Source organism: Rummeliibacillus suwonensis (assembly GCF_007896435.1).
GTDB lineage: Bacteria > Bacillota > Bacilli > Bacillales_A > Planococcaceae > Rummeliibacillus > Rummeliibacillus suwonensis.
Window position 1 is genome coordinate 1,822,098 of record NZ_VCBL01000001.1, and the last position, 13,705, is coordinate 1,835,802.

16 protein-coding genes are annotated in these 13,705 nt (G+C 35.6%); 4 read left to right on the forward strand and 12 right to left on the reverse strand.

Features of this window, described 5'->3' with window-relative positions; translation table 11 throughout:
- Positions 1 to 29: 29 nt before the first annotated feature.
- Positions 30 to 896: a DUF7309 domain-containing protein gene (locus FEU33_RS08420; protein ID WP_425328606.1), complete on the forward strand. Its 867-nt coding sequence runs from the start codon at positions 30 to 32 to the stop codon at positions 894 to 896.
- A 263-nt stretch (positions 897 to 1,159) separates the two neighbouring features.
- On the opposite strand, the gene FEU33_RS19005 is transcribed toward FEU33_RS08420, so the two are convergent.
- A complete protein-coding gene (locus FEU33_RS19005) occupies positions 1,160 to 1,276 on the reverse strand; it encodes a putative holin-like toxin (RefSeq protein WP_222433415.1) in 117 nt (38 codons plus the stop codon).
- 268 nt (positions 1,277 to 1,544) lie between these two features.
- Between FEU33_RS19005 and FEU33_RS08425 the strand changes: the two genes are divergently transcribed.
- A complete protein-coding gene (locus tag FEU33_RS08425) occupies positions 1,545 to 2,249 on the forward strand; it encodes a DNA alkylation repair protein (protein WP_146549944.1) in 705 nt (234 codons plus the stop codon).
- 338 nt (positions 2,250 to 2,587) lie between these two features.
- On the opposite strand, the gene FEU33_RS08430 is transcribed toward FEU33_RS08425, so the two are convergent.
- Positions 2,588 to 2,818, reverse strand: a complete 231-nt coding sequence (locus tag FEU33_RS08430) for a glutaredoxin family protein (protein ID WP_146548942.1) — start codon at positions 2,816 to 2,818, stop codon at positions 2,588 to 2,590.
- A 732-nt stretch (positions 2,819 to 3,550) separates the two neighbouring features.
- Between FEU33_RS08430 and FEU33_RS08435 the strand changes: the two genes are divergently transcribed.
- The gene (locus FEU33_RS08435; protein WP_146548943.1) at positions 3,551 to 4,972 is read left to right on the forward strand and encodes an NAD(P)/FAD-dependent oxidoreductase; all 1,422 of its coding nucleotides are present in this window, start codon (positions 3,551 to 3,553) and stop codon (positions 4,970 to 4,972) included.
- Positions 4,973 to 4,989: 17 nt separating this feature from the next.
- Positions 4,990 to 5,124 carry a hypothetical protein gene (locus tag FEU33_RS19260; protein ID WP_279590418.1) on the forward strand — a complete coding sequence of 45 codons (135 nt, stop codon included), beginning with the start codon at positions 4,990 to 4,992 and terminating at the stop codon, positions 5,122 to 5,124.
- Positions 5,125 to 5,482: 358 nt separating this feature from the next.
- On the opposite strand, the gene FEU33_RS08440 is transcribed toward FEU33_RS19260, so the two are convergent.
- The 10 genes from FEU33_RS08440 to FEU33_RS08480 form a co-directional block, all read right to left on the reverse strand.
- Complete coding sequence (locus FEU33_RS08440; protein ID WP_146548944.1) at positions 5,483 to 6,121, reverse strand: response regulator transcription factor; 639 nt, start codon at positions 6,119 to 6,121, stop codon at positions 5,483 to 5,485.
- A gap of 3 nt (positions 6,122 to 6,124) precedes the next feature.
- Positions 6,125 to 7,123: a sensor histidine kinase gene (locus tag FEU33_RS08445; RefSeq protein WP_146548945.1), complete on the reverse strand. Its 999-nt coding sequence runs from the start codon at positions 7,121 to 7,123 to the stop codon at positions 6,125 to 6,127.
- A gap of 398 nt (positions 7,124 to 7,521) precedes the next feature.
- Positions 7,522 to 8,922 carry an MBL fold metallo-hydrolase gene (locus tag FEU33_RS08450; protein ID WP_146548946.1) on the reverse strand — a complete coding sequence of 467 codons (1,401 nt, stop codon included), beginning with the start codon at positions 8,920 to 8,922 and terminating at the stop codon, positions 7,522 to 7,524.
- 599 nt (positions 8,923 to 9,521) lie between these two features.
- Positions 9,522 to 9,758, reverse strand: coding sequence for an SMI1/KNR4 family protein (locus FEU33_RS19105; RefSeq protein WP_244950998.1), 237 nt, complete (start codon positions 9,756 to 9,758; stop codon positions 9,522 to 9,524).
- Positions 9,748 to 9,888, reverse strand: a complete 141-nt coding sequence (locus FEU33_RS19365; protein WP_342355269.1) for a hypothetical protein — start codon at positions 9,886 to 9,888, stop codon at positions 9,748 to 9,750. Before FEU33_RS19365 ends, FEU33_RS19105 begins: the two co-directional genes overlap by 11 nt.
- Positions 9,889 to 9,978: 90 nt before the next feature.
- Entirely contained in the window at positions 9,979 to 10,089 is a 111-nt protein-coding gene (locus tag FEU33_RS19265; RefSeq protein ID WP_280524854.1) for an HNH endonuclease, read from the reverse strand.
- A 101-nt stretch (positions 10,090 to 10,190) separates the two neighbouring features.
- A complete protein-coding gene (locus tag FEU33_RS08465) occupies positions 10,191 to 10,496 on the reverse strand; it encodes a hypothetical protein (protein ID WP_146548947.1) in 306 nt (101 codons plus the stop codon).
- Positions 10,497 to 10,512: 16 nt separating this feature from the next.
- Positions 10,513 to 11,067 (reverse strand): hypothetical protein, encoded by a 555-nt coding sequence (locus FEU33_RS08470; protein ID WP_244950999.1) that lies wholly within the window; start codon positions 11,065 to 11,067, stop codon positions 10,513 to 10,515.
- Positions 11,068 to 11,636: 569 nt separating this feature from the next.
- Positions 11,637 to 11,924, reverse strand: coding sequence for a hypothetical protein (locus tag FEU33_RS08475; protein WP_146548948.1), 288 nt, complete (start codon positions 11,922 to 11,924; stop codon positions 11,637 to 11,639).
- Positions 11,885 to 13,681: a T7SS effector LXG polymorphic toxin gene (locus tag FEU33_RS08480; protein ID WP_146548949.1), complete on the reverse strand. Its 1,797-nt coding sequence runs from the start codon at positions 13,679 to 13,681 to the stop codon at positions 11,885 to 11,887. The genes FEU33_RS08475 and FEU33_RS08480 overlap by 40 nt, the downstream gene beginning before the upstream one ends.
- Positions 13,682 to 13,705: the final 24 nt, after the last annotated feature.

Below are 13,705 nucleotides of genomic sequence, written 5' to 3' on the forward strand. Positions count from 1 at the left end.
GTAGATGAACTTAGCTAATTACGAAAGAAATATATTTTTGCTCTGTCTTAGGTGGTGCCGGTATGGAATACGGTTTAGCCATTTATATAGGTGCTAAAGGTTGGAAAAACATCAATGATATCATGAGTGATCAAACAACAGATGACTTCTTCTATCAATTAGATAGTTTGTGTGTTTATTATGTCAATCGAGATGAACTTGAGAAATCTGACTATGAACTAATTAAAGAACAGGAGCTTTCTTTTAGAGGCGAACACAATTGGATTCAATTCCGTAGCTATAAACCTGGTTTTGTTCCATGGCATCCTGATGTGGAAGATACAAAAACGCTTATTTTAGTGCTTCAACAAATGATTCAGCTTGTTGAGCAATGTAAAAATGGCTGGCAACTGCCCTTTTTTGAGGATTCAAGCTTGTGTGTCACTCGCCATATAGATAGTCATGGAGAATGGATTGAAAGTGTGTTTCAAATAAAAGATCCATTGGATGAGGATGTGCAGATCTATCCTGCATTATCCGATTTTGAAATTGTCCAAATCAAGAAAAAAAAGCATAGCAATCTTCAACTAGAATTTGAACTATTCTATCTACCTCAAGCCGTAGAAGACCCAACTTATAATCGCCCATTTTTCCCTGTATTTTGTGTCGCAATTGATCGAAATACGGGCATGGTTTGCTATCAACAAATATTGCCTCCGCAAATAAATGCAGCGATAGCACAAGGAGAATTCGTCGATGCACTTAAACAATTGAGTGCCAGACCTCAAACGCTATTTGTTACTCCGAAGATCAACCATTATTTAGAACCTTTAGCCCAAAAACTAAACATCACATTGAAATCTTCCGAGCCATTAGTAGAAATACAACAGTTTAAAAATTACATGCGCTATCAATAGTAAATGTTTTATTATGTTCAAAAATATGAAGTCGAGCGCGCTTTATAAATATTAGTCGTCGTCCTTTAGCATTTTTTAATTTCCTCTTCCATCCAAACTTGAAAAAAGGCCAAACTACACGTATACTAAAGATATCAATCGCATACATTAAAAAAAGACCGTCGATGATGCTACATCGAACGGTCAACATGATAGTTGGTTCCTCCAAGGGATTGGCTGTTTAGAGTGTGATAACCCATCAGAGCCGTTTACTCAAGGATGGGTTATTTTTTATGGTTAAATGACAGAATCGCAATGACTAACGTTGCAAATGCAATGGCAAACATTAATGCCTCTAATACTGACATGGCCTCACCCCCTTCAGAAGAGGAGTGTGCCAACCACCCTTGAGTACCAACCATCTTTAGTATTATAGCAAACACTCATTCTTTTTTGTGTACATATTTATTGAGACTTAAAATCCCACTAAAAACAAATGATCTAGTTTTTAGTGGAATTTTATATTTAAAGACAATTATCATTAGATTACGGTCATCTGTTTTTGATGATTTTTAATAAGTTCTATTTATATTTTATCCTAATCAGTAGGCCTTTTTAAATGGAATTGTTACAATGAACTATATATTAGAAAAATTGGATGTGAAAATGATGGATGTGGAAATGGTGATGCAGGAACTCGAACAACTTGGAAAAGAACGAACGAAAAAAACATATATACGTAACGGCGCACATGAACCATTGTTTGGGGTAGCTACTGGTGCTATGAAGCCACTGTTCAAAAAAATCAAGAAAAATCAACCATTAGCAGAGCAATTATATGCCACAGGCAACTATGATGCTATGTATTTTGCTGGGATGATTGCAGATCCATCGGTAATGACTGTGGAAGATTTTGAACGTTGGATAGATGGCGCTTATTTTTATATGCTGTCCGATTTTGTAGTTGCTGTCACTTTGGCTGAAACAGACATTGCACAAGAAGTTGCTGATCAATGGATCGCAAGTGGTGAAGAACTCAAAATGTCAGCTGGTTGGAGCTGTTATTGCTGGCTATTAGGAAATCGAGCAGATAGTGAATTTAATACCACAAAGATTGCCAATATGCTTGATCAAGTAAAAAAGACGATTCATCATTCTCCTGACAGAACAAAATCCGCCATGAACAATTTTGTTTACACAGTGGGCATTTCATATGTGCCGCTACATGAAAAAGCAGTGGAAACAGCGAATGCTATAGGCCCTGTTGAGATAAACCATACAGGCAAGAAAAAAACGATTTCCGCCTCTGAAAGTATTCAAAAAGAGGTTGAAAGAGGAAAACTAGGTTTCAAACGGAAATATGTCAGATGTTAAAATTAACTGTGATTCCACGATCCAAAAATGCATTGATGGTACAAGCAGATTCGTGAATTAACTCAAACAGTTCCTATTGTCCATCCTAACGCGTCGCTTGTAACTCTAAAAGTAATATTAGTACCAAATTATTCCAAAAATACTGTTGATGGTTTCGCATCGAACGGTCAATATAATAGCCGATTCCTTCAAAAGGATGGGTTTATTAAGAGAAATATACCCCATCATGAGCCGCTAACTCAAGATGGGGTATTCTTTTATGATTAAATGATGACTAAGTGTCACATACTTTCCTCTGAAGACTGATTACTATACAAAGAGAAAGCTAGGTCTTTTTCTTACTCTACATATGCTTTAATAGAGTCTGGGTCAAATCCTAATACCCAGTGACCATTGATGTTTGTTTGAGGCACACCAAGCTGCCCAGTAGCTTGCACAAGTTTTGCTGCAGCGTTTTGGTCTAATTGAACATTAACCTCTCTATAAGGAAGACCCACACTGTTTAAATAATTTTTAAGCATCGTGCAATATGGACATGTACTCGTTGTATAAACTGTAATATCGTTCATGAAGATTCACCCTTTCAATTTATAATATACCTATATGGGTATATTATAATGACAGGAACAATTAGTCAATGATTATGTTCTTTATTTATGGTTCAACATAAAAACTAGGCAATTCATTATATCATCTTATCCTCAAAATATAGCTAATTCATTGATCTCTGCAACAGCTTGCTTTCCTATGGAATGTTGAATTTGCTTCCTTAACTAACTCTGCTCAAAGTGAACGAGTATGCATTTTCGAAGACTTGAACAATCCTCCCACTTCAAACAACCATAAGGTGCCATTGAAAACATGAGTTAATGTGTTCTTTCGCATTTTATGTATGATGAAAAATCATTATTCAAATGAATCAATTTTACAAATCATGTTCTTCTTGAAAAATTGGGCCATTTAATGCTGACTGATTTTAATAGTGAATTTTGAAATTGACTCGATCATTTAAATTTTATCGATTTTTCGATTGTTTGATTTCAAATTTTTATGTAAAAACTAAAAATTATTATTACCTTATAAATAGTTTATACATGATATAAACATCAAAAAAATACTATTTTTTAGATATTATATTCTATAAATTATCAAATAAAGGATTTATTATCAAACAAATTTCACAATAAATAAGGTAATACCCCTATATGTATTTTTATATATAATAGTAAAATCAATGATGGAATTATTATTTTTTAAGAAAATACATTTCATTCATATTTCTATTGAAAGGACGTTTTATAATGTCAAAAGTTGTGATTATTGGAGCTGGCTTTTCCGGTCAAACCGCTGCTCTGTATTTAAACAAAAAATTAGGAAGTCAACATTCAGTCACTGTCATTAACCCATCAGATAGCTTTATATATACTCCTTCTTTAATCTGGGTTGGTATAGGCCGTATGGATCCTGAACGAACAACATTCAGTTTAAGTGAGGTATATAAGAAAAAGGGGATTCACTTTATAAAAGGATGGGCACAAGAAATCCATCCAGATGAACAATTTGTGCTTGCGAAAAAAACGGATGGAACATCGGTAAAATTAGAATATGATTATTTAATCAATGCTACAGGCCCACATCTAAATTTCGAAGGTATACCTGGTTTAGGACCAAAACACGGAAATACGTATTCTGTTTGTAATGTTTCACATGCAGTTGCTTGTCGAAACCAATATTTAGAACAAGTAAAACGAATGGAAACCGGAGAACAAGTGAAGATTTTGATTGGGACAGGTCATGGCGGCTCCACTTGCCAAGGAGCAGCACTTGAATACATTATGAATATTCATACCGATTTAACCAAACGAGGATTACGCGATCACGCGAAATTAATGTGGTTTTCAAATGAACCAAAATTAGGTGACCTTGGTGTAGGTGGTATTAACGCACGGAAGCATGGGTATGTGATGCAATCAGAAAGTTTCATCAAATCTTTATTTGCTGAAATGGATATCTACTATCAAATTCAATCAGCTCCGACAAAGGTTGAAAAAGGAAAACTTTACTTTGAAAATTATGAGGGAGAAGAAGGTACTATCGACTTTGACTTTGCCATGCTTATTCCGCAGTTTTTAGGTGTTCGTTTAAAATGGATAAACAAGGATGGGGCCGATATAACTTCGACTGTCACAAATCCAGCTGGTTTTACTTTGGTTGATGCAAACTACGGGAAAAAATGGGAGGATTTAAAAGCTAGTGATTGGCCTTCTACCTATCAATCTCCTATTTATCCAAATGTTTTTGCAGCTGGAATTGCTTTTGCACCACCAGGGCCTATTTCAAAACCACACGTTACGAAAAATGGAACTGCTATTTCACCTGCTCCTCCTCGTACAGGGATGGCATCCGGTATTATTGGTAAAGTGGTTGCTTTAAATGTAATAGATATGATTCATGGGAAAAAACCATCTCATCATGAAGCAATGACAGAAATGCCAAGCGCATGTATTGCTTCTGTTGGTAAATCCACTATAAATGGAGCGGCAGCAACAATGGTCATGTATCCTACTGCACCTGATTATAAACGTTATCCAGAATACGGGCGTGATTTGTCTGTCACAAGTATGGAAGTTGGTTTAGCAGGAGCATGGATTAAACGTTCATTACACACGATGTTCATTTATAAAATGAAGGGAAATCTTGGTTGGAGCTTTATTCCAGAGTAAAACAAGGAGAGATTAATATGCAAAAAGTACATGAAATGAGACCTACAAAAAGGACGATTCACATTCGTCAAAACAAAATTATTCAGTTATATCGTTTTATCGTATTAAATACAAAAATTTTAAAAACAGCTTTCTTCCCACCCAAAAAATAATGGAAGAGATTCTCTTAAATGTAAAAATAGGACGGAAAACCGTATGAAAATGAATAAACCGTATGAAATCAGATTTATAACCCTGTTCTCATACGGTTTTATTTAGGTATAATGAAAATACCATTTTATCCAATAAATACTTCTTTTTATTACAAGTATATGTTTGGGTAAAATCCGTGAAAAAGACACCCAAATCTAAATATTGATCTCAGACATATTGGTGAGTAAAACGTGAAAAACTTCCAATTAGGTGTCCCACGTGAGAAACGAAACAGCTCATAATAAATGTTCATATTTTTTATATAGATCCTGCTTTATGATATTGATCCTATTATAAGGCTTTTTAGAAATCTACCTTCTAATAGATATCTAAAAGATTGTATTGTTTAGCGAACTCAATCCAATAGCTTCGTTTAGAATTACCCAGTTTGTTACTTATATTTCTTCGATGATTTTCTACTGTACGAACGGAGATTCCTAATTTCTCAGCAATCTCTTTTTGAGAATTGCCAAACACTGTTAAGATAAACACATCTTTTTCACGTTGAGTTAAAGGAAGATCCCATGGCGTTTTTTTATCGTTCATCACTTTTCCATCTTTTTCTACGATTTGTTGATTAGCAAACAATTTTTCGCCATGAATAATCTTTTTTAATTGTTCCACTAATTCATCTCGCTTTAGCTGCTTGATCAAATAGCCATCTGCACCAGCTTCATAGGCTTTTCGTTGATATACCTCTTCATCGTACATGGAAAATATAACGATTTTAGCGTGTGGAAGAATCCGACGTAGCTCCCCAATCGCTTGCATACCATCCATTCCTTCAGGCATTGACAAATCAAGTAAAATCAGATCGAATGAATGATTTAGAGCTTTCACAATTGCCTCTCTTCCATCCTCAGCGAAATGTGTTTCTTCAATTTCAAACAAATCTTCTAACAAAAATGCTAATCCATCTCTTACAACTGGATGATCATCTACAATTAATATCTTCATCTGTCAGTTCTCCTTTAACTTGATCGAGCCTATTACTTTCGTCCCCTCTCCTATATTACTTTCCCAATCGATTTTGCCACCAATCATTTCCATTCTCTCGATCATATGATAAAGACCGAATCCATTCTTTTTAGATGCCAACACATTAAAACCTTTTCCATTGTCTTCTATTTTAAAATAAAGTGTATCTGCCTCCACTTTAAAAGAAATATCGATAGCTGTGGCTTGTCCGTGTTTGACTGCATTTCGAACAGCCTCCTGGATAATACGATAAATATGCAATTCTTTCTCCTTATCTATCATGGCGATATCTTCTATATGTAAGGCAATCGCAATTTTATAAATATATTCCCAATCCTTAACGCTATCCTGCAGAGCTTGTTTGATCCCTAATTGATCGATAATAACCGGTCGAAGTTGTTTGGATAAGCGCTTAATGTCTTCCATTGTTTGCTGTAGAGTATGGTCTAATAATTGCAGATGTTTCTGATACCTGTCATTTATCGTCGCCCCTTTTAATCCTTGCAAACCTAAAAATACACTATATACACTTTGACCGATATGATCATGCAATTCTTGGGTCAAGCGTTTTTGGGTTTCCTCTTGAGCTCTTAAGGTATCATGGACAAGCAGCCTTTTAATCTTATTCTTCTCTTTTTCCATATTCCATTTAGGATCACGAACAGTAAGAATAATATAAGATTCATCCTCAATTTCAATACGCGACGAACTCATTTCTAATGATTCATCCACACCTTCATAGGTAGGCATATGCGCTTGGAACAGAGGAAGGGGATTATCTAATGCTAATATACAACGCTGTTCTCCAGGCTGAACTTCTCGAATCCGACAATAAGAACAATAAGGTACAAGTCCACCTATATGCCAGCCGGTTAAATCTTTTGCTTTTTGATTTAAATAGTAAATACTACGTTGTTCATCCATTAAAATAACGCCATCTGATAAATAATTAAGGATGATTTGAAAAGCTTGCCTATCCATTTTGATTGCCTCCTATACAAACCCTATAACTCGACCGTATCAAACAAAAACCATTAAGTCAAAAATGAAGATTTCAATCCGTTTTCTCGATAATTCAAGCGTTATTTTAATGTAAAAAGGTGGACAAAGTACAAGTTAGTAACTAATTGATGTTAGTATTAATTTTTGAAAATAAAACCGTATGAAACCAAGGTTTATAAAGTGAAACTCCATCAGTGAGGGTTTTCTTCATTCCCCACTGACGGGCAGTTGATCCCCCATCTATCTTTCTCGTTTCTCTCTATATCTTGAGATGGGGGGCTAACTGCCCGTTAAAGTGGGATAAATTTGATTTCATACGGTCTATTTATTTTTAAGAAGGTTATGTTCCAACCTTCTCATCATATCTTATTGCAAAATCATTGAATGTCTCGAACCCATTGGCTGTATCCACCTGTCATGTTCACTACATTTTCAAAACCTTTTGCTTTTAACAAGCTAATAGCAATTGCTGAACGTGCACCAGCCTGACATTGAAGGATTACTTTTTTGTCTGCAGGTACTTCGCTTAGTCGATTCTTCAATGTCCCAACCATGATATGTTTAGCACCTTCGATATGACCTTCATTAAATTCTGTTAAGTTGCGTACGTCGATCAATTCAGCATTTTCTTTTTCTAATATTTCTTCTGCTTCAAGTGGTGTTACATTTTCATAGCTGTCTAATTTTTCAGCTTGTTCCATCACTGAATCCACATCTGCATAACCTAACACATAATCAATACCGATTGAACGTAAAGCGATTAATATATCTTTCATTTGTTCCGGTTTTGCTAATAGGTAAAGTGGTTCTTTATACTCTACAATCCATCCAGACCAGTTTGTAAAAGAATTATTGAATGGAATGTTTACTGTACCAGCAATAAAACCTTTTGCATATACATCAGATGGACGAGTATCAATTACTTGGTTGCCCTCTGCAATAAGTGTTTGTAGTTGTTTGTAAGACTCTATTACTTTTACTTCTGGTAAATTTTTTATTAATTTGATGCCAATTTTATTTACTGATTTCATCACAGCAAAGTAGTATGGCGGTTCTGGTTGACCGTCTAATAAATCTTTGATGAAATCTTCCTCATTATCATATTGCATGGCCCAGTTGAATTGTTTTTCATAACCAACAGTTGAAGATGGTACTGCTCCTAATGCTTTACCACATGCACTACCTGCACCGTGAGCAGGCCATACTTGCAAGTAATCTGGTAGTGCTTTAAAGCGTTCAATTGATTTGTACATTGCTTTTGCACCAACATCTGCAGTCCCAGCTATACCGGCTGCTTTTTCAAGTAAATCCGGACGACCGACATCACCTACGAATACGAAGTCGCCAGTGAAGATCCCCATTGGTTTGTCAGCTTTGCCACCTCGATCTGTTAATAAGAATGAAATACTTTCTGGCGTATGACCTGGTGTATGCATTGTTTCAAAAAGTAGATTGCCAATTTTAAATTGATCACCATCTTTTAATAGTTTATGTGAAATACCTTCTAAATTTTGATATTTCCAGTTTTCATCACCTTCGTCAGAAATGTACATGGTTGCATCAAAACGATCCGCTAATTCTCGAGAACCTGCTACAAAATCAGCGTGTATATGTGTTTCAAGAGAACCTACAATTTTCATGTTTTCTTTTTTGGCTAATTCAATATATGGTTCAACATTACGCATTGGATCAACTATTACTGCCTCACCAGCTTTTTGACATCCAACCATATACGAAGCATGTGCTAACTTTTCATCATAAAAATAACGTAATAACATATGGAATTTCTCCCCCTTTTTTATATACGAAAATGGCTAAGTCCAAGGCCCTCATTTTTTCTAATTAAATTGATTGCTATTTACCTTTTATTTTAATGAGAAAAATCAACTTATTGAGTACATATCTTCTTTTAAATAACCATCTTCACAAACTAATTTATACCCCAATAGGTATTTTGTCAAACAATATAGATATGGCTTGTTTTTAAACTCATTAGAATCTCTAGATAGGCATTTTCTAAAGGCAATTATTCGATCTTATGCTAGCTTAATGTGCCGCTTGTATAATTTTCTAGCTGTAGCTTCTCACTCTTCATCTGCGATTAGATGCCATCTATGTAGCTTTGCATATTCGACACATCATTGGATAATTATTCTATATCTTTACTTTGATTATAATTAAATGGATGGACTTTTTCTTCAATATGTTTCAATGACCTATCAGCCATATAAAATTAAAAAATCCCCCAATCTCTATACTTGCGAAAGGGGAATTTTATAACTTAAATTGTATTCTATTATTGTCTGAATAGTTTTGGGGACAGGATCTGCTTTTTCATAAATCAGCCGTTGCCACTATATTTAGCTTTCTATGAGCATCACTCAGATTTATATAAGTTATCAAAGAACTCATAAAAACTATTTGCGAGGATAAACATATTATCCATTTCTTCTTCGGATTCTATATCATGAATCCCAAAATATACTTTTCCTTGATACTCTCCACTAACTCCTAATAAAATCTCATTTCCTGCTGGATCATTGGCACTTGAAATGAAATCCTCTGGTATTTCACCTTCTAAAACATCATAAACTTTACCTAAATTACTTTTCATATCCCCAACTCCATAAAACCCTATTTACTAAACTTTCTCCCTCATCATCTGAGATTTTGAAGCCAGATTCTTGTGGAAATCCTCCATTATATTCTAGTAGAGATTTGACATATTGCTTAGGTAGTGCAATATCATACTCTTGTTCAAATTATTTTATATCCTGTAAAGAAATTTTTGGATTTTCACTAAGTATTTTTGTCATATTCCCGCTCCTATATTATTACTTATTTTTTCCATTAACTTTTGATTGACCGTCAATGTGTCTAAACTCTCTGTGGATATCTTCATCTACTAACATCATAGTCTTTCCATCTTGATAATAATGCCATATGCAATAAACACTACTGGAACCTTCTCATAAATCTGTTTCTTCCTGAAATATGTGATTTAAATATTGAATGACGTAATCATATCCTTTAAGGCTTCTCATTACTAGACGTTATTGATTTTGTCTTTATAAACTTTTAAAATTATCGTGTTTAAATCACTGATTTCTGAGAAATGCCATTCAAACGTCGTTAGAATTCTATGAAGTTCAAATAACATTTTCTCTATTTCATCACCATTGTTCATATCTAATGAACCAAAATTGTTTAATATAATATCTAAATCTCTAGTTAACACCCTAAAATCCTCAAGGTTCTCGTACTGTTCATCTAAATCTTCTTTATTTACAATATTAATATTTGAATTAAGTTTATCTAGTATGTCCAATATTCCTTCTAACTTTTTATCCATATAAATTCCTCCACTATTATTTCCACTCCTTAACTACTCGTCCAAGTGCTTTCTTAGTCTTGTCAGGATTTAAAGTACCATCTAAATTCAATACGTATTTCACATCCCCTGTCTTATCTATTACTTCCAAATGGTCTTTGTGTAATGCGTCAAGATAAACTCCATAACCCTTTTTCAGATATTGGTTATCAGTTTTCTTTTCCACCTTATAAATTGATTGTCCATCATACTTTACTTTTGATTTTGATAAGGAATTACTTATTATTTTTCCAAATTCCATATCAAAAAACTCATTCATATTTGATACAGGTTTAACAATACCCTTAGTAACCGCACCACTTCCCTTACTTTCCACCTTCGCCATAGAAATCAACTGATCTCTCAACCCAACACTATTCACCGTATTATAAGGCACAATACCTGCATTTACACCGGCTAATTGATGTTGGGGCGCATAGGGATACAGGTTGAGTGTCGGGATTTTTTGGGCTGCGCCTTTTACCTTGTGGACGCCTACTTTGGTAGTGGCTTTGACTGTTTTGGATACAGCCCCTAATCCTTTGGTACCCACTGCGGATAATACGACATTTCCTAATGCATAGGAGATCCATTCCGCACGTGACTTGGCATCCCCATTGATGACATCTCACTGAAAAGAATCAGTAATGGATTTCGAAAGGTAATCGTACGTTTCGATGGGATGAACAATGGCATCCATTGTCCTTTCTATTGTTTTTACGGGATGAGTGGCGAAGTCAAATATGCCTTTTACAAAGTCTTTTCCCGCTTTAAGGAGACCCTTTGAGATGCCCTCCGCGGTTTCCAGCATAGCGACGGTTTGTTTCTGGTCATCATCGAGATTTTCGATGCCTATTTCTTTCGCGATTTTTAAATACTCATCTGGCGTGGAAGCTTTCTCAATCTAATTAAAATAATTCGAATTTAAAAAGCCTTCAATCTTTGTAGAGATTAAAGACTTTATTTGTAGCTTATTGTCAGAATTGTGTGGGTGCCTGTAATTGTGTGGGTGCCTGTCACTTGAACTTAAAACCTAAAAACTCTTTACTACTTTAAAAACTTGCACATTCTACCACCTAAGTTTACCCAGATATAATTTCTTAATATTTTTTCAGAGGTTAGTTATCTTAACTTCTTATATATTTCATATAAATCTAATAATTGTTTTCCAAGTTCGCTATTAAAATCCCATGAATCTGTAATAGCTCTTGGATATGATGGAATATGACTTTTGCTTTCAATCATTAGTTCTATATCTTTATAGAAATTTTTAAGTTGACTTATCGTTCCATCTTTACCTTGACCTAATTCATGAGCTTTCATTTCACACTCTAACTCCATTTTCACTTTTTCAGCTTCATTTATAAAGTTTACGGTTTTATTAGGCTGTCTAGGTTCGTTATATACCATTGTTCTACGCCTCCAATATATTGATTTCCCATTTGAAACTGCGGACCTGCTTTTCCTTTAATTATAATTGTGTCTGGTTTAACTTGCCATTGTTGAATACCTGTCATTCTGTTCCAATCTGGTGGAAGTGCTAAATTACTTCTGTTAACTTGTGGTGAAAATGTTTCAAACAAATATCTTCCTCTTGGATAAGCATTAATATTATCATAAAATCTTAATCCATAAGTATTTGAACCTGCAACATCAAGCCTAATTGTACCGATTTCAAATGATTCTAATGTAGTCTTTCTGAATTGACGTGGTACTCCTTGTGATTTTAAATATTCAGATGCTTGTTTTACCCCAATGTATGGATCATTAAAGTTACCCTTACCGCTACCACTTGCCTCCACCTTCGCCATAGAAATCAACTGATCTCTCAACCCAACACTATTCACCGTATTATAAGGCACAATACCTGCGTTCACCCCGGCTAATTGATGTTGGGGCGCATACGGATACAGGTCAAGCGTCGGGATTTTTTGGGCTGCACCTTTTACCTTGTGGACGCCTACTTTAGCAGTGGCTTTGACTGTGGTCATTCCTGTCTTCGTTACAGCGCCTAATCCTTTGGTGCCCACTACGGATAATCCGAGGGTTCCTAATGCGTAGGAGATCCATTCCGCACGTGACTTGGCATCCCCATTGATGACATCCCGCTGAAAAGAATCAGTAATGGATTTCGAAAGATAATCGTACGTTTCGATGGGATGAGCAATGGCTTGGATAGTGCCCTCTATTGATTTTCCAGGATCGTCTATAAAATCATCAATTCCTTTTAAAAAGTCTTTTCCCACTTGGAGGAGGCCCTTTTGGATGCCCTCCGCGGTTTCCAGCATAGTGACGATTTGTTTTTGGTCATCATCGAGATTTTCGATGCCTATTTCTTTCGCGATTTTTAAATACTCACTTGGCGTGGAAGCTTTTGCGAGTTTCCTTTGCAGTTCTTCGATTCGATCCACTTTTTCTGTCTCTACTCTTGAACAGGTACTTCCTACCTCATCCTTCAGCCAGCCATCTAGCTGATACCGGCTTAATGTGCCAATGGTATAGTTTTCTAGTTGTAGCTTTCCACTCTTCATCTGCGCTTGGATGCCATCTATGTAGTTTTGCATGTTCGACACATCATTGGATAATTCTTCTAAGGCTTTACTTTGATTGTAATCAAATCGATGGACTTTTTCTACTGTCGTCTGAATTTGTTTTTGGGCGTCCGTCACTTCCTCCAGAAAAGAGACATCATTTAATGACGGTGTAGCCACAATGTCTTGGATGGAAAGAATCGTCTGGTTAGCCTCATCTGTGAGGGTGATGGTACGACTGGCTGTGCTTTGGAGGCTAGTTTTTAAGTCTTCTGTTAAAAAAGCTTCGTCAATCCGGCCATTTTTGGCGGATTCTAGCTTTTGCAAATCATGGTCCATAGTCTTTAGTTGACGCTCGTAATCGGCTATAAAAGCTTGGTAATAGGAGATAAATGGAAGGTGTACTTCTTGATAATAGGCCCGAATTGCATCCCCACTTTGTCCTTTAAAGGCATCTTCTAGCGCCAGTATCCCTTGTACCGCTTTTTGAATCTCCGCCATCTCAGTTTGTTTATTTTTTAAGGACTTGAGCGTTTTCTCGATGCCATTCTGTAAACCTGCAACATCTAGTACCTTTGTGATAACGATCCACCTTCCTTTACATATAGTAAAACTTGATACCGTTTTGTATTTCACTGTGTGCTAGCTAAACCGGTCGGG

Excerpts from the sequence above, each read along its gene's own strand:
- FEU33_RS08475 (WP_146548948.1), bottom strand. The coding sequence starts at position 11,924 with ATGGTATATAACGAACCTAGACAGCCTAATAAAACCGTAAACTTTATA.
- FEU33_RS08440 (WP_146548944.1), bottom strand. The coding sequence starts at position 6,121 with ATGAAGATATTAATTGTAGATGATCATCCAGTTGTAAGAGATGGATTA.
- FEU33_RS08450 (WP_146548946.1), bottom strand. The coding sequence starts at position 8,922 with ATGTTATTACGTTATTTTTATGATGAAAAGTTAGCACATGCTTCGTAT.
- FEU33_RS08430 (WP_146548942.1), bottom strand. The coding sequence starts at position 2,818 with ATGAACGATATTACAGTTTATACAACGAGTACATGTCCATATTGCACG.
- FEU33_RS08425 (WP_146549944.1), top strand. The coding sequence starts at position 1,545 with ATGGATGTGGAAATGGTGATGCAGGAACTCGAACAACTTGGAAAAGAA.
- FEU33_RS19260 (WP_279590418.1), top strand. The coding sequence starts at position 4,990 with ATGCAAAAAGTACATGAAATGAGACCTACAAAAAGGACGATTCACATT.
- FEU33_RS08465 (WP_146548947.1), bottom strand. The coding sequence starts at position 10,496 with ATGGATAAAAAGTTAGAAGGAATATTGGACATACTAGATAAACTTAAT.
- FEU33_RS19105 (WP_244950998.1), bottom strand. The coding sequence starts at position 9,758 with ATGAAAAGTAATTTAGGTAAAGTTTATGATGTTTTAGAAGGTGAAATA.
- FEU33_RS08445 (WP_146548945.1), bottom strand. The coding sequence starts at position 7,123 with ATGGATAGGCAAGCTTTTCAAATCATCCTTAATTATTTATCAGATGGC.
- FEU33_RS08435 (WP_146548943.1), top strand. The coding sequence starts at position 3,551 with ATGTCAAAAGTTGTGATTATTGGAGCTGGCTTTTCCGGTCAAACCGCT.